This window comes from Paucibacter hankyongi (genome assembly GCF_037482915.1).
Classification (GTDB): domain Bacteria; phylum Pseudomonadota; class Gammaproteobacteria; order Burkholderiales; family Burkholderiaceae_C; genus Paucibacter_A; species Paucibacter_A hankyongi.
Window position 1 is genome coordinate 361920 of record NZ_JBBHJX010000002.1, and the last position, 17992, is coordinate 379911.

Sequence of the window (17992 nt, forward strand, 5' to 3'; positions counted from 1 at the left end):
CTTGAGCGGCAAAGTGTCGCTGGGCAAGAATGAAATGATGCGCCGAAGGCGCGGTATGCGGGGCGGAAGCAGCTTATTTTTCTGTGACATCAACAGACCCGGGCGCCCTGTGTGCCAAAACCTGGTAGACGACTTGGCCGAGCCCACCGCCTAGAAAGGCGCCAACGCAAGTGAGCGCAAAAGTGGAGGGGAGTTCGCCGGAAATGCCAGCAAGCAACCCAGGTATGAAATATTTGGCGATGAGGACACTGACTATGCCGACCAAGGTGCCGAGAAGAGGAATCGCCCGAAGCTTGGCCGAGGGAAGTGCTGAGCGTTTCTTGCCGCTAATCCAGTCGAAGTCGGGTTCTAAATATTGGGAGTAGCTGCCTGGGGCGTGGCGAGTGCTTGAGTTTTTCATGGTGCGACAGCGAGGTAATGGTGGAAATCGTACCTAACATCTGAGCTAACCGGCCCGTAGCGGCAGGAGACCGCAGGGCCAGCCTAAATGAGGCTCGAAACGGGCATGCCCTTGAGGCGCCAATTGAAAACTTGCTCAGTTCGGAATCGATGACGTGGCATCGGCCTGCCTCCATTCAGTCGCCAGCGCCCATCGCTCGGCTGCAAGGTAGATGATGTCCGCTACTGGATCCCTGACCTCCGGGTAGCTCTCCGGGTCGGCAAGAGCCACAGCCAGCCGTTTCTTCAGCTCGCCATAGGCTTCGGCGATCCGTGCTTCAGCTCGAAGAAAGTCTCGGACCAACAGGGGGTACCGTTGGTTTGGCCTGCCGAACTGCCTGACGTGAATGTTGCACCGACGTGCTCCGGGGCGCTGCATGAAGAAGAGCTTGGTCCAATCTTGATCTCGCGGCTCGAATCCAGGGGGAAGGTGGTCCTGCCTGATCATTTCTGTATGGACGGTGAATCCGCCAGCGAGAAACGCCCCCGAGATACTGGCGTCCAGGCTGTGAACAGTCACCTGGACATCAATGATGTCCTTTGCCGCGAGCGAAGGAACGGCTGTTGACCCGATGTGGTCGATGTGAAGCGCCTTACTCCCCAGTACTTCCCGAAGCTGCGCTGCAATGGCCTCAAACTCGGCGCTCCAAGTGGCCCGGTGTTCGACGATAGCTACGGTACGCGGAGGCATGCTTTGTGCGTATAAACGTTCAAGGTAGGCGGCGTCGTTTAGTTAATCCGCTTGACAAAATAGTTAGGCCTCACTGGACATGGATGTCGCTCAGGCGGCCAATTCCCAAGGTCTCCAGGATCAGTTGCGCCATATTTGCATGGCCCACAGCATTGGGGTGAGTGTGATCGTCCATCCAGGCAATAGGATCCTGCGCGCCAAACTTCACCTTCCAATGGGCCTCGTGATCCACGAGCGGACATCCTTGGCGCGCAGCCAACTCACGAACTGCATTGGCGTAGATCGGCAGGAACTGCCTTCGGGTGGGCGGAGCAGAACTGGTCACCAAGGCGGGCGTCTGTAGGATGACTGTGGCTCCAAGCTGCTGAGATTTCTCTACGAGCGCCAGCATCGCCGATTTGAACTCCGGTAGACCGGCATCTCCCTGAAGGCAGTCGTTGGTTCCCAGAGAGAGACTGACAACTTGGGGCGAATACCGTCCGATCAAATGATCGAACTTCTCTAGGACCTCCGGTGCTGACCATCCTGACATGCCGCTATTAATGATGGTGTCAAGGAAGCGATCAAGTTGCCACCTCAGGCGCTCATGCAGGTGCTCCACCCAGCACCTCGCACCGTAGGTATGGAGGACGCCTTGAGTGATGCTGTCGCCGGCAAACACCCAAACGAGGGGCGACTGAGGGAGTTGAAACGAACGTTGAGTCATCTAGGTTAGGGCTTCTGAGGCAAGGAACGGCGCCAGCGGCAGTGTCAGAACTGGAAGGCGACGCATGGCGGTGACTATGAGGCCTAACGTGACTTAGACGTCAACGCTGGACTCCACATCTGGATATAGAGATCCAGATGCAGGGACGAAGGCGAAGACGTTGAGGTCATAGGTGGACATTTTGCGCGACGCACCAAGGTGCCGCAAGCTGGATGCTATTGGATGGCATAACGATTGACTTACTCGGCATTGGATTGACCGGATTGTTAGGGCGCATTAGCGTCTGCAATGAAGCCGTGCTCCCTAAGAAAGGCAATTGCCGCGTCGCTTGCATCTTTAGTGACATCCTTGTCGATAGCCCTGTAGTCTGGCACTTCCTGATCTGCCAGATTGCGCGTGAATAGGTGTCCAACACCGGGGTAGAGCTTAAGCTTGCACGTGTTTCCGCGATCCTGCATGCGTCGGCAGAACTCGATCGCGCCTGATGCGGGCGTGACGTTGTCCAGCTCTCCTTGAAGCAGGATCATCGGAGGCAAGCCAGAGCGGACGTGCAACACGGGCGACAACGAGGCCGCTTGCGCGACACCACCAGAGAGCTTCTGAAACCATACTGAATTCGCTACCGCTACGGCAGGTGAGCGGAGCACCAAGGCGTTAGGGATGGAGGAGACGTCGCTTCCGAAAGGCTCGTCGAAAATGGCCGTCGAGGCTGCGAGATGCCCGCCAGATGAAGTCCCTAGGGCGACAACCTTGTTCGGGTTGATCCGCAATCTGCTTGACTCACGACGCAGCCAGCGGATGGCGTTTCTGGCATCTGCCACTGCGTCAAACGGCGTGACGCCGTCACGCGAGAGTCGATAGTCGACCGATATTGCCACCAGCCCTAGCTCGGCATATTGCTCGGCGATGGAATCCATCCAGCTTGCGTCGCCCTCGCTCCACCCGCCGCCGTGGAAGAGAACTACGGCACTACGCGCCTTCTCCCCGCCATTAATGGGATAAAAGACTCGCACCTCGATCTTTGCGCCTTGGCTCGTGATTTTCTCGACAGTTGGAGTGGCGGCATCTGCGGCCTTGGCAGGGCTGCCGAGCACAAGAAGAACTGCAAGGAATGCGGCTTGAGCGGTTTTCATGAGATGCCTCGATTTGGGGGCGCTCTAAGGTCTGAGTTAACTGGCGTACGAAAGAGTGACGTAGCCGGACAAAATGAAATGGCGCTGGGCGGAGAAGCGCCGGAGTATGTTTGGGTGAAAAAATTGGCTAGGCCGTTGCGTTTTTCATGCCTACATCTTCATTGCGAAAACGAACTTCTGTTCGCCAATCTCGATGGATTCGCCCTTCTTAAATGGACCGTTTCCGTCGAGCTTGCCAGCCTTAACTGTTATCGAATCGCCCGCGGTCGTATACGTGCCGGAGCCAGAACTAGCGAGCGAACTTCGCTTGCCGTTGACAAAAGAAGCCGCGGTGTACCGCGCAGCACCTTTAGCGCCGTCCCCGATAATGAACAACGTATGCTTAACATGGTTGTTAGGGTCTTCGCCTTCTTGATAGGCGTAGATATAGACGGGTTCTTGCGGAGCCTGAGCAGAGGTCACTACTGGGGTTCCTGCTCCGACCATACATAGCGAAGTCAAGGTAATGAAATTCCGGCGATTCATGTTTGCTCCTTAGTTGGGACGACTTGATACGGTGCCTGCCGTAGAAAAACCAATTGAAAAATGAGTTATGGCGCGCCGTGCACTTCGGTGATGGGCTGCGTCCGTTTACTCAGCTTCTCTTGCCGTTGGTGGGCGGCCAAGACCCCTTCTTGAATTCTCCGGGCGCGGGTGTCTGGCTTGGCAGCTTCGCCAATGCGGCGGATGATGAAGTTCTGCTTGCCAGGCGGCAGCGACTGGAATGCCTGCGTAAGGCCTTCGGTTCTTAGCGCAATCATCAGGGCGTCTGGAATCTCGACGCTGTCGCGATCGAGAACAGTGAACTGAACCCGAATGCGGTCGCCGGTCTTGGTATTCGTTTCCTTCCGAATCCTTGCCTTGACGCGAACGTAGTGCTGGCCGCCTCCGACTGGGAATAGGCTCACCTGGAATGGATTGGAGTCGTTGACCCGCGCCAGGACAAGGATCGGCCCCTTTGTTCCCAGCGCCTGCGTGATCTGTGCCGGCACAGGGACTGCACAGTAATCCAAACCTTCAGCCCAGTCTTCCAAGACTGCGTCGAATGAGAACTGCTCTCCTAAGCTGGGCGAATGCTTCATGGACTGGAAGGTTTCGGTGGATATCCCGCTCTCGTGGCGCAGGACAGAGCCTTGTGCTGACCAAGGTTTGACAGGAGGGGCGTTCTTTAGCCCGCCCTCTCGATTCAAGGGTTAGGCATCACTGCATTCGACTCCGCGAAGACGAAGATACCTGCAAATGCTTTCCAGTCTCGACTCCGTGTCATCTTCTGCCACGAAGTAACGCTGCGCCTCAAGCGCAGTAAGGCCGGAATCGAGGGCGAAGACAGGCGAATCGTAGTTGCGTATGGAACCCTCTAGGTAGTACGCGAATTGATCGTCGGCTTTATCTTGTGAATGAACACAGCGGTGACCAGTGAGCCAGTTTGAGAAGGCCTTGCTTGTCTTGTGCAGTGCTGGATATCGTTGCCGAAGCGGCGAGGCTAGAAAATGGACTTCACCTGCTGTCCACAAAGCACCACGCCGAATTCGCGGATGAAGGATCGTGGCGACTGGTGAAGCCTTGGCATCAAGTCGGCCGCCAGGGCCATACACCAGGGGCCCGCACTCCTCGAAGTGGACGACAGTACCTCTTTCGGCTTTCAATTCCTTGGGCGCGCGCGGAAGTGATCGAAACCAGGCCATGACTTCAGAGGGCTCGGTGGGAGACGCCAGATAACGATAGGTGGTGCCCATTCGTGATGCCTAACGAAGTAAGGGGCGGCTTGCGCCCTGGTGTAAGACTTCCTCTCGACTGAGGGCTTAGGCCTCGCCGGCGATGAGGCCACCGTCACTAGCGACTACCTTGAAGCCTTTGCCGAAAGACTTTTTGCGTCATCGCTTCGTTGCGACACTCAAGAGTCACTGCCCATTCCACATAGTTGGAGACCTCAAGCCACACGCCTCCCTCAACAGAAACCTCCCAGGATCGGCTGTTCTCGCTGACTTTTGTCGTGGCCCTTTCCGCCGGCGGAAGCTGATTCAATAGATCGTCTAGGACCTGCTGCCCGAGCGCACGATTCGACTCCCTTTGGGTAGGGGTCAACGATGAAGAGCCCTGCGGAGGCTTGTCGTCGAAGACCTTGAGCGCTTGAATTAGAAACACCTTACCGTCGAACTCAGACACGCAGGCAGCATAGGTGTCGAAGAAGGGGTGCGGAGCGGGCGGACTTACTTCATAGCAGTGGCGACCGAAGAACATTGTGCGCTTGGGCACTTGAGTGGAAGCATTCTTGTCGCCGAAGCGAAGACCAAAGGTTCCATTCGCGTTGCAGATCGTGACGGGTTGGTTTTCAGCGGCCTGTTGTGCAGCGAGCGGACTGACGCTGAAGCACGTGAGCGTCGCCAGCAGCGAAAGGAGGGCAGTGTTTCGCATGTCGTGGTGCCGTGGAACTAGGAGAATTCGTGAGGGCTAACGTCCAAGCTGAGGGGCCGCAGCCATCTGGCAGCGCGAAGCTGAGAATACAGAGGCAGCGTAGCGCCGCCAGCTGGTGGCGGTCCAATGAAGCGACAAGTTGGGCATCACTTCGGTGCAGCCGGGACAAGCCCGTACTTGGACATCACAGATACCAAGGCCGCCTTGTCCGGAGGTCCTCCGGCGTTGACCACGGCGGCGACGTCTGTGAAGTATTGGGCTCCGATGTCTGGGGACAGCACGACCATGGCCTTGGCCATTTCGGGAAATGGGTTCGAAAAACCATGAACAACGCCCTTAGGTGTGGCCATGCTCTGGCCTGGCTTCAGATCGCGTGTTTCGGCGCCAACAGTGAATCGAAGAGTCCCCTCGAGAACGTAGATGCACTCCTCATTGTTGGAATGGCTGTGTGGTGGCGGAACGTTCGACCCCGGTGGCACGGTCAGCTCAAATATTCCGATATTCCCGGTGTGCGAGCCATCGATGAGGTAGTTGATTCCAAGCTGCCCTACTTTGATTTCAGTTTCGCTCATGAGCTTCCTTCAATGGTGGTTTTGGTGCGTTCGGTTTTTGATGCCTAACGTTCGAGTTAAGCCGGCTTGCCGTTTGAGCTCGGCTTGAAAGAGGGGTTAGGCCCCAGTGTGCGCTGGTGCGAGGCCTTTGCCCATGAAGACACTGAGCGGATGGTCCGGATAGGTGCCGAACGGACCCCTACGCTCATAGCCTTGTTTCTTGTAGAAGGCCAAGGCCTCTGGCTGGTACGGCCCGGTTTCCAGCAAAAGTTCTTGGCACCCCATCTTGGCCGCCGACGCCTCGAGTTCTACGAGCACTTGCTGAGCCACTCCTTGACCTCGATTCTCTTGGCGCACGTACATGCGCTTCAGCTCTCCGTGGCTCTCAGAGACCACAACCGCGCCGCAGCCCAAAGCCTTGCCGCCTGAGTCTCTGGCGACCACAAATACGACGTTTGCCTTCTTCAGTGAGGCCAGATCGAGCGCGTACCGGGCCTCGGCCGGGTACAGGGTGTCTTGGTATGCGTCCAGTTCGGCGATCAGTGCGATCACGTCGGGTTGGTCTGGGGTTTCTTTGGTCACGCGCATGTGATGGTCGTTTTTTTGGGGCCTAAGGTTGAAGCGGAGGTCCACTCGATCGACTGGTTAGACCCCACTTGCTGCCTTGTGCGCAAGCAAAAGGTACTCTGCAAGCTTCTTGCTCTTGATTTCTGCGACGGACCTGATCTTCAAGTGACGGCGACCTTTACCTGACCCTTCAAGAAAACCAATTTCATCAGTGATCTTTGCGCCTGCTCCGAATTCGACGGATACATGTTCCTTGTAAGCGAACACACCACAGAACTGCACTTCTGAAGAGAACAGGATTCCTCCGTACTTGACCTCTTCGGAAGAACACTTGAATGTCTGCTTGACCAAGGCGCGCACGGTCTCAACGATCTCGTGGTTTGCCTCACTGATAAGTCGGATGTCTTCGACCAGCGACTGGACAGACTTTGTGGCCATTTTGAATGAGGTCCTCTGTGAATCCGGCGGCAGGACGATAGGTGTTCCGCTGGTGTTTAACGTTCGCGGTAAGAGGACAAGCCAGCGGAGCTGGCGAAGGTCCAATTGACCAAAGGGTTAGCCATCGCGGTCGGGCGGCGAGGCTTAGTCGAACTCGGCGGTAAGGTAGACATCGTATGCATTGCAGCGCCGGCAAACAAAGATGTTTCCGGAGTATCGACCTTGAGGGCTGTCTTCTGCGCAGACGTAGACCTCAAGATCCCCCTTGCATAAGGCGCAAGTAGCGCGTGAACGATGGGCAAGTACATACGCAAGAAAACCGAGGATGGTGAGGATGAAAAATGCAATAACGGCAGTCTTGATTTGACCAGTCGCCACGCCCCAAACCCAGAAGGCAAGTCCGCCGCCAACTGTAGTGAAAAACCCGCCAACAAGCAGCGCATAGAACGCCCTTGATCGCTGGAGTATTGCCTGCTGCTTCAGATTAATGAAGTCAGCGACGTGAGCTTCCTGCATGCGCTGGCTAACGTCGAAGTTGAGCCGCTAGCGACGGCTGTGCACGGAGGGCCCAGAATGAAATGGGGGCCTGAAATGACCAGCCGTTGCGAGTCGGCTCGAACGACAGGTTCTGCCTCATGCCCTGCGCGAATGACGGGCGACGTACTGCTGCAACACGCCATCCATCCGCGACTGCCAGCCTTCGCCTGTTGACTTAAAGTAGGCCACAACCTCAGGGCTGTACCGGACAGATACAAGCAACTTCTTGTTTTCCGACTTGGGCCTACCGCGCACCGCTTTGAGCGGAACCATAGCTTGCAACTGCTTCGGGGTTAGGGGCTGCGCATCTGGGTCGGCCTTGGCGGCAACCGTGATGGCTTTGTCTTCAGCCACGGTCGGCATGACAACCGTTGGCCGCTTACTAACTTTGGACATAGTGCTTCACCTCGCGTCGATTGGCCTTGCGCAAGCTGATGATCCTGCGGGCATCATCACGATCCACAAACGCCACGTAGTACAGGATTCCGGTATCGGGTGCGAGCGCGATCATGCGCAACTCGCCATATTCATACCGATCATCAACCCACACCAGAGCTTCGTCCCAATCGAGCGCCGATGCCATAGCAAGTGACAGGCCGTGCTTCTCTTGATTGGACGCATCTTTGGCTGGGTCCAATTCAATCCGCATTTTTAATTGTAGCTACAACAATTAATCGACGCAACCAACCGCGAAAGCTGGATTTGGTGAAGCCGTCCGCTGCAGCAATAGGTTGGGCAAAGGGCTCACCACAACTTCCACCACGGCTTTGACGCGGTTGATGGCCCGTCGGGGTAGTGAACTTGCTCGGAGTGCGGGTCGTAAAGCGCGAGACCGTGTTTCGTAGCAAGTGACTTGAGCAAGGCGCTGACGTAGTCGGCTTTGGACCAGACACAACACATGATGATGTGGCTGCCCGATCGATCGAAGGCAATGCTCCACGGGCAAAGATCATGGTCATCCACTTGGTCGTCAGAGATGTCGTTGATTTCTGGATGCTTTGCGACAAGCTCTTCGTAGAAAGCGTCGACGGCGGGGTGATCTTGGATGCCAGAGGTATCACCTTCGCAGAGAGCCGAATGCAGTGCTCCCGCCTCGGCATTTGATAGCCGCTTATGGGGAAACCAGACGGAGTGATCGCAGCTCATGCCCTGCCTTCTGCCCAACGTTGAAGTTGAGTGGCTGCAGCCAGTTGGCGGCGCGGAGCTGAAAATATAAAGGCAGCGTAGCGCCGCCAGCTGGCGGAGGTCCACTCGAGCGACCGGTTGGGCGTCAATGCGTAGCAACTATTTTCTAGTGGCATACCAACTCTCGAGAATGGGCCAATGCAGGTCGCCCCTTCTGGATCATGACGACCTTGGCTATCTCTGACCAGTCGTTGCGAGTCGACTCGAACGACCGGTTGGGCTTCATGTGCTTAGGCGCGAAACCGCTGGTTCTCATCGCTTGACTTGATCTTTGACGGTTGGGACAAAGACCAGGCCCGACGAGCATGGACATGGCCCGCATCAAAGAGTTGGAACGTGAGGTCAAGGAGTTGCGCCGGGCCAATGAGATCCTGAAGGTGGCCAGCGCGTTTTTCGCCCAGGCGGAGCTCGACCGCCGCATCAAGAACTGAGGGCCTTCGTGGCACAGCACCGCCATCAATGGGGTGTCGAGCCCATCTGCCAAGTTCTGGAGATGGCAGCCCATTGGACGGGCTCGCTCCCACCGCACCTGGCACCAATGTGGGCGCTCCGCCGGTTCAGCTTGCCGGCCGTGCGTGGCCGCATCGGGCTGCCTGCTGTCTGATCGGGTAAACCACCTAGCCAGCGCTTCCTCGCCCCCGATAATTCGTCAGCATTGATCACGAGGGGCGCGCAGTCGTCGCGCCAGGGGCACCCGATGAAACTTCCCAATTTGCTGGGCACAAAGAATGGCCGCTTGTCGGCCTTTTTCTTTTTGTACATGACCGAGGGCATACCGCTCGGTTTTGCGGCTACGGCGGTGGCCACCCAACTGCGCCGCATGGGCGTGGGGCCGGCCGAGATTGGCGCTTTTGTGGCGGCCTTCTATCTGCCCTGGGCTTTCAAATGGGCTTTTGGTCCGCTGGTGGACGTGTTCCGTTCGCAGCGCTTTGGCCATCGGCGTGCCTGGATCATTGGCACCCAGCTGATGATGGCCGCCACCTTGGCGGTGCTGATCTTCCTCAAGCTGCCCGAGCAGCTGGCCTTGTTCACCGCCATTCTCTTGCTGCACAACAGCTTTGCGGCGATTCAAGACGTGGCGATTGATTCCCTGGCCTGCAATGTCTTGCATGAGAACGAGCGAGGCCTCGCCAATGGCCTGATGTTTGCCGGCGCGGCCATTGGCCAGGCGGTGGGCGGCAGCGGTGTTTTGTTCTTGATGCCTTATCTGGGCTTCCAGTCCAGCTTCATCTTTGTGGCCCTGTGCATCTTGGCGGTGACCGGTCTGGTGGTGCTGCCAATGAAGGAGGCCTTGGTTCAAGCCAGCGCCGAAACGGCCAAGAGAGCCGGTTCAGGTTTGAGGCAAGCCGGCGCCGACCTGCGCGACTTCGCCGTGGCCGCGTTCCGCTCCTTCTTGGGCACGCGCGGCGCTTTTGTCGGCGTCTTCTTTGCCTTGCTGCCAGCGGGGGCCATGTCCTTGAGTTTGGCCCTGCAGTCCAATCTCTCGGTGGAGTTGGGCCTGAACGACGACCAAGTGGCCTGGCTGCAACTGGCCTCCACCGTGGCCAGCGCGGTGGCCATGGTGATTGGCGGCATCTTGTCGGACCGCTTTGGGCGCCGCCGCGTGCTGACGATCTTCATCGCCTTGATGAGCTTGCCGGTGCTCTATTTGATGGCGGAGCTCTTGAAAGCGGGCTATGTGATGCCGCGCCAACCCGGCAGCGGCGGGCCGGCGGTGCCGCCGACTTTGGTGACGGCGCTTTGGGTGGCCACCATCAGCTTCAATATTTTCCTGGGCCTGATGTACGGCGTGCGCTCGGCCCTGTTCATGGATGTGACCAACCCGCGCGTGGCTGCCACCCAGTTCACTGCCTATATGGCCTTGATGAATGTCGCGATTGCCTACACCGCCACCTGGCAAGGCCTGGCCATCGAGGCCTGGGGCTACCCGGTCACGCTGGCAGTGGATGCGGTATTCGGCTTGCTCGGCCTGGCCTTGCTCCCCTGGATGAAGAAGCCCGATAGCGAAGCCGAACAAATGGGCGATGCCCACGCCGCCGGCCGCGCCAGCCGCAGCGCCCTGGGGCTGGGCTTGCTGTGCTTGGCCTGGTTGCCGTTTTGGACCTGGCGCGCCGAAACCGGCTCGGCTGAAGCCATCTTCAACACCTTCTTCACCCTGGTCTTTGTGGTGGCAGCGCTCTTCATGCTGGCTGGCCGTGAAGTCTTGGGCGCGCAAGCCGGTGCCGCGCTGCGCCGCGCCTGCCTGTGGCTGGCGCCTTTGTTGCTGGCGCTTTACCTGCGCAAGTATTTGGACGCTTTGGGCTCTGGGGCTGCGCCGGCCCTGCAAGCTCTGGCCCAAGGTTTGATCTATGCGGTGCCGCTGGCGGCGGGCGCGGTCTTGCTGCTGCTGGCCCGTCGTAACTGGGGCGCTTTGTCGGAGACTGTTGCATGATGAACAAGCCATCGAAAGTCAAGAAGTGGGCGCTGCGAAGCGGCGTGGTCCTGCTGGTCAGCACCGGCGTGTTGGCAGCGGCTGTGACCTGGCATTTGCGCTCGCTGCGCCCTGTGCGTTCGGGTGACTTACCGCTGCAAGGCCTGCAAGCCGCGGTGTCGGTCCGTTATGACGAATGGGGCGTGCCGCATATCGAGGCGCAGAACGAGGCCGATCTCTACCGCGCCTTGGGCTTTGTGCATGCGCAAGATCGCTTGTTCCAGATGGAAATGCTGCGGCGCTTGTCGCGCGGCGAGCTGGCCGCCATCCTCGGGCCCAAGCTGGTAGAGACCGACCGCTTGTTCCGAACCCTCGGCATTCGCGCCCATGCCGATGCCTATGTAGCCCGCGAGTTCGCGGCTGCAGACACGCCGGCCAAGCAAGCCCTGCTGGCTTATCTGGACGGCGTCAATCAATACCAGGCCACGCGCCCGGCGCCGCTGGAGTTTGAAATTTTGGGCATCCCCAAGCGGCCTTTTACGCCGGCTGACACCGTCAGCATTGGCGGTTATCTGGCCTACAGCTTTGCGGCCGGCTTTCGCACCGAACCGGCGCTGACGCAGATCCGCGATCAGCTGGGCGGCGCCTATCTGAAGATCTTTGATGAAGCTTGGCGCCCCGACGGCGTGCTGCGCCAAAACCTGCGCCCCGGCGACTGGCAAGACCTGGGCCGCCTGGCCCAGCTGAGCCAAAGCGCACTGGAGGCCGCCGGCCAGCCGCTTTTTGAGGGCAGCAATGCCTGGGCCGTGTCGGGCGCGCGCACCGCCAGCGGCAAGCCGCTCTTGGCGGGCGACCCGCACATCCAGTTCGCCACCCCGGCGGTTTGGTACGAGGCCCATCTGAAGGCGCCGGGCTTTGAGCTTTATGGCCATCACCAGGCCTTGAATCCCTTGGCGCTGCTGGGCCATAACCAAAAATTCGCCTGGAGCCTGACCATGTTCCAGAACGACGATGTCGATCTGGTGGCGGAGAAGCCGAACCCGGCCAATGCCAATGAGGTCTGGCAAAAGACTGCCGACGGCGGCAAGTGGGTGGCCTTGCAAAGCCGTGAAGAAACCATCGAGGTCAAGGGCGCCGCGCCGCTCACGCTGAATCTGCGCCGCTCGCCGCATGGCCCCATCATCAACGACGCCTTGGCCGGCGCGGTGGGCGAGACGCCAATAGCTCTGTGGTGGGGTTTTCTGGAAACCGAGAACCCGGTGCTGGAGGCTTTTTACGCGCTCAACCGGGCCAGCAGCTTGAGCGCTGCGCGCCAAGCGGTCAGCCAGATCCATGCGCCGGGCTTGAATGTGGTCTGGGCCAATGCCGACGGCGATATTGGCTGGTGGGCGGCAGCCAAGTTGCCGATTCGCCCGGCTGGCGTCAACCCGAACCTGATTCTTGACGGCGCCAGCGGCGAGGCCGAGAAGCTTGGCTGGCTGCCCTTTGAAAAGAATCCGCAGGAAGAAAATCCCGCGCGCGGCTATATCTTGTCGGCCAACCACCAGCCGGCTGCGGCCGAGCCGGTGCCGGGCTATTACAACCTCTGGGACCGAGCCGAGCGGCTGGACTCCTTGCTGCGCGACCCCGCCATCAAATGGGCCCCGGCCAATACCCGCGCCCTGCAGCTGGATGTGCAAAACGGCTACAGCCATCGGGTGCTCAAGCCCTTGTTGCCGCTGCTGCAGGTGGCCGTTAAATCCGAGGAAGAGCGCGCCTTGTTGGCCGAGCTGTCGGCCTGGAGTGGCGCCTACAGCAGCGAGGCGCGCGCGCCAGTGCTGTTTCAGCAGTTGTTGTTTGAACTGCTGAAGCTGGCGATGGAGGATGAGCTGGGCGAGAAGGTGTTCGACAACCTGCGCCGCACCCGCTCGCTCGACCACGCAGTGCCGCGCCTGATGGCCGATGCGGCCTCGCCATGGTGGGACAAGCGCGGCACGCCGGAGCGAGAAACTCAGGCCCAGCTGGTCGCCGAAGCTTGGGGCCTCGCCTTGAAGCACTTGCGCAGCAGCTTAGGCGCCGACGCCAAGCAATGGCGCTGGGGTTTCGCGCATACCGTCACCCATGGCCATCCGCTGGGCCTGCAAAAGCCGCTGGACAAGGTCTTCAACGTGGGACCTTTTGCGGCGCCGGGCAGCCATGAGACGCCTAACAATATGGCTGCGCGCATAGGCCCAGCGCCTTGGGCGGTGGCTTACGGACCGTCCACGCGCCGCATCATTGATCTGGCCGCGCCCGCCAAAGGCCTGGGCATCAATCCGGTGGGGCAGAGCGGTGTCTACGGCGACCCGCATTACGCCGATCAGGCGCTGATGCATGCGGCCGGCCAGTACCGCCAGCAATACCTGGCGGCCGAGGATGTGCAGGCGCACACCCGCAGCACCTTGACCCTCAAGCCGGCAGCAGCGAAGTAGCGAACTCGGAGCCGCCATCAAGCTGCCGAGCGCGAAGACTTCGCGCTCGGCGCTTGCACCTCAGTCCAACTTCAAAGCCCGGGCCACCTCGGCCCAGGGTAGGTACTTGAAGTTCTGCGGCCCGTCGGGCAGGCGCTTGTGGCCGTCTTGCACCACGATCAGGCCCTGGCTGTAGAGGCCGCCAAAGTCGGACGACAGCACTTCCAGCCCGTCGGTTTCCGACGTGCCATCAATGCCTAACTGCGCATTGATGCCGATGCGGAAACCGCCGCGCAGCGCGAAGGGCGGCTTGGCGTCCAGCACCAGATAGCTGTGGTTGCCTTGCGAGGAGGCCAGCAGATAGCTGGGCTTGCCTGCCCGACCTTGGTAAATGGCCAGGCCTTCTACATCGGCCTGCAAGGCGCCGCCGACCGGCATCACCAGCTGTGGCTTGGCGGGGCTTTCCGCACGCGCGTCCAGCGCCCAGATGCCGCGCTTTTCTTCGCCCACAAACAAGCGCTGCTCGGCCTCGTGCACCACGCAGCCTTCCGGCTGGCTGGCCAGCTTGAAGGACCGCAGCAACCGCGTCTGCCATTGGCCTTGCGCATTCAGCTCGATGCGGTACTGCTGAACCCGACCGTCTTTGTCGTTAGGGAAGGCATCCAACTGGCCCTCGGGCGTGCGCCCGAGGCACAGGCCGTAGATGTCTTTCAGATCGGTGGGCAGGCGCGCCAGTTCTTTGACCCGGCCTTCATCGTCAATGCCGAACAAGACCAGGGCGTTCTCGTCGCGCTGCGTGGCCACGGCCAGATCCAGGGTCTGGCCGCCGGTCTGGATGCGCTGGCGCACATCGACGTTGTTGATGCGGCCGACCTCCAGCAATTGCTGCTCGCGCCCTTGCAGGTCATAGACCAAGAGGCCTTGCTTCTTGTTGGTGCCCAGCACCCGGCTGCGGCTGCCGTCTTGCGGGTGAACCCAAATGGCCGGGTCGTCCGCCGCATCGCCAAAGCGCGCCACCGGCTCGGTCTGCGCGCTGGCTTGCAGCACGGGCCAGTCGTAGCGCTTAGCAGTTGCGACCGGGCTCGCAGTGGCCGCAGCGCTCTTCAGCAAGCGCCGCTGCGGCTTGCCCTCGACCTCGGTGCCATGCTCCCACAGGCCCACACCGGGCTCTTGCACTTGCAGCAGCTGGCGCGCGTCGTCGACCTTGCAGCCTTCGGGCGCAGGTGCGGTGGCCAGTCGACGCAGGGTGCGCGCTGTGTTGCCGCTGATCAGCCATTGCTCGCTCAAGCCTTCTTCACCGAGTAAGAAGAGATGCAGCAAGCCTTGCGGGTCGCGGTGCAGGCACAGGGCCTCGACCTGGAAGCCGGGCTCGGGCAGCTCGCTGGCACGCAAGACCTGACCCTGCGCGCGCACCAGCACCGGCCGGCCGCGGTCGGCGTCCAGCAGCACGGCGATATGCGCAGGCCCGCCTTCGCTGGACTTGGCGGCCTCGCTGCGCTGATCCCAGCGCTTGGCGCGCAGCTTCAAACGGTCGAGCGTGCGGCCGCTTTCGTCCAACAGTTGCAGGCCGTTCTTGTCCAGCTTCAGCGAGCTAGGGGTGGCGGCGCCGGCCGCGCCGCCGATCAACAGGCTCAGAGCGCAGGCCGCGCTCAGTAGGCTTCTCATGCTTGTCTGGCTCCGCATCAGAACACCGCCAGCTTCAGACCCAGCTTGTAGCTGCGGCCATACTGCTCGTACTGCGTGTTCAGGGCCTGGCGGCCGGCGTAGACGTAGTAAGGCGTGTCGCGCAGGTTCAGCGCTTCGAAGCTCACTTGCAGTTTGGGTGTGATGTCATAGCGCAGCGACAGGTCCACCTGGGTTTGCGCGTCCACCCACGCGTCTTTGTCCGCGTTCAAGACATCGCCCACTTCCAGCAGATAGGCCGACTTGTAGTTGGCCGCCAGACGGGTGCTGAAGCCATAGCCTTCCCAGCCCAGGCTGAAGTTGAAGCTGCGGTCAGACTGGCTGGGCAGGGCCAGCTTGCGCTGCTGCCACTGGCCCGCCTTGTAGCCGCCGATGGTGGCTTCAGAGCTCACCAGCGTCGCATTGGCGCCGACGATCAAGCCATTGAAGGGCGCGGGCAGGCTGCGCAAGGCCTGGCCGTAAGACAGCTCCAGGCCGCTGACCTTGGCCGCATCGCCATTGGCATAGGTCAGTGCCGAGTCGAAGCCGACCCAAGCGCCCTGGCCGGCCAGATTGCTGCGGTAGACAAAGTCCTTGATGTTTTTGTGGAAGGCGTAGGCCGACACCGCGCCGTCGCGGTCCAAGCGGCGTTCGATGCCGAAGTCCAGGTTTTGCGAGCGCAGCGGCTTCAGCTCCGGGTTGCCGAACTCGGCCGTCTTGTCGTCGATGATGAAACCGGGGCTCAGCTGGCCGAAGGTGGGGCGCACGACGGACTGGGTGTAGGCGGCGCGCAGCTGCGTATCTTTTTGCAGATCGTGGCGCAGCAAGAAGGCTGGCAGCCAATGGTGGCTGCGGGTGCTGGTTTGCTGGGCGCTCAGCGTGCCCTTTTTGTTGCCGGTGCCGTTGGCCTCCATGGCCAGCTTCTCATGGCGCAGACCGGTGATGATTTGCGTAGCCTTCCACTCGAGGCGGGCCTGCAGATAGGCGGCGTCGCTGTCTTCCTTGATGCGGTAGTCGTTGACGGCGGAATCGCTGGGGTCGAGGAAGTCGGCCGGCTTCAGCCCGGCGACCAGGTCGCGCACGGCCGCCTCACTCATATTCGGGCCCAAATCGCCCCAGGAATAACGCGGCATGCCATCGGCGACCACGGCGCCCAAGGCCAGCTTGTCCTTGCTGAAGTTGTAGGGGGCCTTGGCCAGGGCCTTGCTGCCATAGCTCCAGACATCGCGTTCATTGTCTTTCTGGCGGCGCGCCAGCTTGATGCCGCCTTTCAGCTCCAGCTCCAGGCCGTTGACTTCTTGCTCATGCGAGAGGTCCAGCTTCAGATTGCGCTCGCGGTCGGTGGCCAGGCTCTTTTCCAGCTTGATCTTGTCGAGCACAAAGCCGTTGGCGCTGGCCAGGGCGGCCGGGCCGCTGACGATGGGCTGCTGGCTGTCGCTGAAAGAAACACCGCTCAGGGCGCTGGCGCTCTTGTAAGTGGCGCCCGACAAGGTGTCGGGCTTGTTCTCGCTGGCGCGCCCGGCGCCGACGGCGGCATGCAGCTTCCAGTCACCAAAGCGGCGCTCGCCGCCCAGGCTCAGCGAGTCGATCTGCGAAATCTCTTCACGTGCCTTCAGGCTGCGGGCGGCCTTGGCCGAGCCGCTGGCGGCAACCGTTAGCGCGGGCGAGAACTCCAGGGTCTGGGCCTGGCGGGTCTCGGTGTCGGTGAAGCGGCTGCTGAAGCTGCGCAGGTAGTAACTTTGATCCGCATCGGGGCGCAAATCCAGATTGAGCGCGCCGCCACGGCGCTCACGGCGGATGGTGTAGCTGCGCCGCTCCAGCTTGCTCAGGGCTGGCTGGGCGCCGCTGAGGTCCCAGGCGCCGCCGCTTTCCACATTGTTGGAGCCAAAGCTGCGTTCGTCCGTGCTCAAGGCCAGGGCCACGCCCAGGGTGTTGGCGAAGAAGCGGTCGCTGTAGATCAGCGCGGCTGTTGGCTTGGCCTTGCCGGTCAGGCTGGAATGGTTGGCGCCGGCCGACAGGGTCAAGAATCGCCCCGGCTGGTCAAAAGCCGACAAGGTATTCACCTCAACCGAGCCGCCCAGCGAGTTGGCGTCTTGATCGGGGGTGGCGGTCTTGCTCACCACCAGCGAGCGGATCAAGCCGGCCGGTACCACGTCCAGGCCGACGGCGCGGCGGTCGGCTTCGGCCGAGGGAACCAGCGTGCCGTTGATGCTGACGGCGTTCAAGTCAGGCCCCAGGCCGCGGATGCGGATGAAGCGGCCTTCGCCCTGGTCGCGCTCGACCGAGACACCGGGAATGCGCGCCAAGGCTTCGGCGGCATTGGTGTCGGGCAATTGGCCGATGCCGTCGGCATGCACCACGCTCACCACGCCTTGGGCGGCTTGCTGCTTGTCCAGCGCGCTGCGCAGGCTGGAGGCTTGGCCGCTGACCACCACCGTGTCCAAGGTTTTGGGTTTGGTTGCTTCCTTGGCTGGGGTGCTGCCGCTGCTTTGGGCTTGGGCAGTCAGGGTCGTCAGGGCGCCCAGCAGGCACAGGCTGAGGGCGCTGAGGCGCGGGCGGGTGGCAAGAGCAGCTTTGCGGTGTGAGTTCATGGCAGTGGACATTGTCGGTTTGAAGGGAAGTTGGGTGCCCTTGGTGGGCTTGTCGGGCGTTGGTGTGCGCCCCGTTCGGGCTTCGGAGCGCACCTTAGGCAGGCCAGATGGCGGGTCCGTGACAGTCCGTCATGCAGACGCCAAAGGGGACCGATCGGCGCAAATGGCTGGGCCCGCGTGAGCTTTTGGCACCCCGTCCG

Annotated in this window: 19 protein-coding genes, 1 pseudogene and 1 other annotated feature; of the genes and pseudogenes, 3 read left to right on the forward strand and 17 right to left on the reverse strand. The window is 60.7% G+C overall.

From position 1 onward, the window contains the following. Positions 1–73: 73 nt before the first annotated feature. The 15 genes from WG899_RS05085 to WG899_RS05155 all read right to left on the reverse strand — a co-directional run bounded on the left by WG899_RS05085 (position 74) and on the right by WG899_RS05155 (position 8661). Positions 74–400 (reverse strand): hypothetical protein, encoded by a 327-nt coding sequence (locus tag WG899_RS05085; protein WP_339594539.1) that lies wholly within the window; start codon positions 398–400, stop codon positions 74–76. A gap of 135 nt (positions 401–535) precedes the next feature. After that, entirely contained in the window at positions 536–1129 is a 594-nt protein-coding gene (locus tag WG899_RS05090) for a GrpB family protein (RefSeq protein WP_339594540.1), read from the reverse strand. Between the two features lie 70 nt (positions 1130–1199). Then, entirely contained in the window at positions 1200–1835 is a 636-nt protein-coding gene (locus WG899_RS05095) for an SGNH/GDSL hydrolase family protein (RefSeq protein WP_339594541.1), read from the reverse strand. Between the two features lie 266 nt (positions 1836–2101). Beyond that, positions 2102–2968 carry an alpha/beta hydrolase gene (locus tag WG899_RS05100; RefSeq protein ID WP_339594542.1) on the reverse strand — a complete coding sequence of 289 codons (867 nt, stop codon included), beginning with the start codon at positions 2966–2968 and terminating at the stop codon, positions 2102–2104. A 150-nt stretch (positions 2969–3118) separates the two neighbouring features. Next, positions 3119–3493, reverse strand: coding sequence for a hypothetical protein (locus WG899_RS05105; protein ID WP_339594543.1), 375 nt, complete (start codon positions 3491–3493; stop codon positions 3119–3121). Positions 3494–3558: 65 nt separating this feature from the next. Next, positions 3559–4089: a YdeI/OmpD-associated family protein gene (locus WG899_RS05110; RefSeq protein WP_339594544.1), complete on the reverse strand. Its 531-nt coding sequence runs from the start codon at positions 4087–4089 to the stop codon at positions 3559–3561. A 111-nt stretch (positions 4090–4200) separates the two neighbouring features. Continuing rightward, entirely contained in the window at positions 4201–4743 is a 543-nt protein-coding gene (locus tag WG899_RS05115) for a hypothetical protein (RefSeq protein ID WP_339594545.1), read from the reverse strand. A 97-nt stretch (positions 4744–4840) separates the two neighbouring features. Continuing rightward, the gene (locus WG899_RS05120; protein ID WP_339594546.1) at positions 4841–5422 is read right to left on the reverse strand and encodes a hypothetical protein; all 582 of its coding nucleotides are present in this window, start codon (positions 5420–5422) and stop codon (positions 4841–4843) included. Between the two features lie 146 nt (positions 5423–5568). Beyond that, the gene (locus WG899_RS05125; protein ID WP_339594547.1) at positions 5569–5994 is read right to left on the reverse strand and encodes a cupin domain-containing protein; all 426 of its coding nucleotides are present in this window, start codon (positions 5992–5994) and stop codon (positions 5569–5571) included. Positions 5995–6090: 96 nt separating this feature from the next. Then, a complete protein-coding gene (locus tag WG899_RS05130) occupies positions 6091–6561 on the reverse strand; it encodes a GNAT family N-acetyltransferase (RefSeq protein WP_339594548.1) in 471 nt (156 codons plus the stop codon). Positions 6562–6618: 57 nt separating this feature from the next. Continuing rightward, positions 6619–6978, reverse strand: a complete 360-nt coding sequence (locus tag WG899_RS05135) for a DUF1801 domain-containing protein (RefSeq protein ID WP_339594549.1) — start codon at positions 6976–6978, stop codon at positions 6619–6621. A 144-nt stretch (positions 6979–7122) separates the two neighbouring features. Further along, on the reverse strand, positions 7123–7494 hold the full coding sequence (locus WG899_RS05140; RefSeq protein WP_339594550.1) for a hypothetical protein: 372 nt from the start codon (positions 7492–7494) through the stop codon (positions 7123–7125). A 117-nt stretch (positions 7495–7611) separates the two neighbouring features. Continuing rightward, on the reverse strand, positions 7612–7911 hold the full coding sequence (locus WG899_RS05145) for a BrnA antitoxin family protein (protein ID WP_339594551.1): 300 nt from the start codon (positions 7909–7911) through the stop codon (positions 7612–7614). After that, entirely contained in the window at positions 7898–8164 is a 267-nt protein-coding gene (locus WG899_RS05150) for a BrnT family toxin (RefSeq protein ID WP_339594552.1), read from the reverse strand. Before WG899_RS05150 ends, WG899_RS05145 begins: the two co-directional genes overlap by 14 nt. Before the next feature lie 95 nt (positions 8165–8259). Continuing rightward, positions 8260–8661, reverse strand: a complete 402-nt coding sequence (locus WG899_RS05155; protein WP_339594553.1) for a hypothetical protein — start codon at positions 8659–8661, stop codon at positions 8260–8262. Between the two features lie 320 nt (positions 8662–8981). Here WG899_RS05155 and WG899_RS05160 point away from each other — a divergent pair. From WG899_RS05160 to WG899_RS05170, 3 genes and pseudogenes are all read left to right on the forward strand, one after another. Next, positions 8982–9199: pseudogene (locus WG899_RS05160) on the forward strand (IS3 family transposase); the annotation flags it as partial. After that, positions 9086–9202: a sequence feature (AL1L pseudoknot), on the forward strand. Its footprint overlaps the pseudogene before it by 114 nt. A gap of 195 nt (positions 9203–9397) precedes the next feature. Next, complete coding sequence (locus tag WG899_RS05165; RefSeq protein WP_339594554.1) at positions 9398–11131, forward strand: MFS transporter; 1734 nt, start codon at positions 9398–9400, stop codon at positions 11129–11131. Next, positions 11131–13560, forward strand: a complete 2430-nt coding sequence (locus WG899_RS05170; RefSeq protein WP_339594555.1) for a penicillin acylase family protein — start codon at positions 11131–11133, stop codon at positions 13558–13560. Before WG899_RS05165 ends, WG899_RS05170 begins: the two co-directional genes overlap by 1 nt. A 60-nt stretch (positions 13561–13620) precedes the next feature. Here the strand turns inward: WG899_RS05170 and WG899_RS05175 are convergent, their stop codons facing one another. Together WG899_RS05175 and WG899_RS05180 are read right to left on the reverse strand one after the other, a co-directional pair. Beyond that, positions 13621–15204, reverse strand: coding sequence for a phytase (locus WG899_RS05175; protein ID WP_339594556.1), 1584 nt, complete (start codon positions 15202–15204; stop codon positions 13621–13623). A 17-nt stretch (positions 15205–15221) separates the two neighbouring features. Then, the gene (locus WG899_RS05180) at positions 15222–17792 is read right to left on the reverse strand and encodes a TonB-dependent receptor (RefSeq protein WP_339594557.1); all 2571 of its coding nucleotides are present in this window, start codon (positions 17790–17792) and stop codon (positions 15222–15224) included. Positions 17793–17992 lie beyond the last annotated feature (200 nt).

Coding starts and splice junctions, on each gene's coding strand:
- WG899_RS05100 (WP_339594542.1), bottom strand. CDS start 2,968: ATGAAAACCGCTCAAGCCGCATTCCTTGCAGTTCTTCTTGTGCTCGGC.
- WG899_RS05155 (WP_339594553.1), bottom strand. CDS start 8,661: ATGAGCTGCGATCACTCCGTCTGGTTTCCCCATAAGCGGCTATCAAAT.
- WG899_RS05145 (WP_339594551.1), bottom strand. CDS start 7,911: ATGTCCAAAGTTAGTAAGCGGCCAACGGTTGTCATGCCGACCGTGGCT.
- WG899_RS05125 (WP_339594547.1), bottom strand. CDS start 5,994: ATGAGCGAAACTGAAATCAAAGTAGGGCAGCTTGGAATCAACTACCTC.
- WG899_RS05120 (WP_339594546.1), bottom strand. CDS start 5,422: ATGCGAAACACTGCCCTCCTTTCGCTGCTGGCGACGCTCACGTGCTTC.
- WG899_RS05110 (WP_339594544.1), bottom strand. CDS start 4,089: ATGAAGCATTCGCCCAGCTTAGGAGAGCAGTTCTCATTCGACGCAGTC.
- WG899_RS05105 (WP_339594543.1), bottom strand. CDS start 3,493: ATGAATCGCCGGAATTTCATTACCTTGACTTCGCTATGTATGGTCGGA.
- WG899_RS05135 (WP_339594549.1), bottom strand. CDS start 6,978: ATGGCCACAAAGTCTGTCCAGTCGCTGGTCGAAGACATCCGACTTATC.
- WG899_RS05170 (WP_339594555.1), top strand. CDS start 11,131: ATGAACAAGCCATCGAAAGTCAAGAAGTGGGCGCTGCGAAGCGGCGTG.
- WG899_RS05150 (WP_339594552.1), bottom strand. CDS start 8,164: ATGCGGATTGAATTGGACCCAGCCAAAGATGCGTCCAATCAAGAGAAG.
- WG899_RS05165 (WP_339594554.1), top strand. CDS start 9,398: ATGAAACTTCCCAATTTGCTGGGCACAAAGAATGGCCGCTTGTCGGCC.
- WG899_RS05090 (WP_339594540.1), bottom strand. CDS start 1,129: ATGCCTCCGCGTACCGTAGCTATCGTCGAACACCGGGCCACTTGGAGC.
- WG899_RS05140 (WP_339594550.1), bottom strand. CDS start 7,494: ATGCAGGAAGCTCACGTCGCTGACTTCATTAATCTGAAGCAGCAGGCA.
- WG899_RS05115 (WP_339594545.1), bottom strand. CDS start 4,743: ATGGGCACCACCTATCGTTATCTGGCGTCTCCCACCGAGCCCTCTGAA.
- WG899_RS05085 (WP_339594539.1), bottom strand. CDS start 400: ATGAAAAACTCAAGCACTCGCCACGCCCCAGGCAGCTACTCCCAATAT.
- WG899_RS05175 (WP_339594556.1), bottom strand. CDS start 15,204: ATGAGAAGCCTACTGAGCGCGGCCTGCGCTCTGAGCCTGTTGATCGGC.
- WG899_RS05095 (WP_339594541.1), bottom strand. CDS start 1,835: ATGACTCAACGTTCGTTTCAACTCCCTCAGTCGCCCCTCGTTTGGGTG.
- WG899_RS05180 (WP_339594557.1), bottom strand. CDS start 17,792: ATGAACTCACACCGCAAAGCTGCTCTTGCCACCCGCCCGCGCCTCAGC.
- WG899_RS05130 (WP_339594548.1), bottom strand. CDS start 6,561: ATGCGCGTGACCAAAGAAACCCCAGACCAACCCGACGTGATCGCACTG.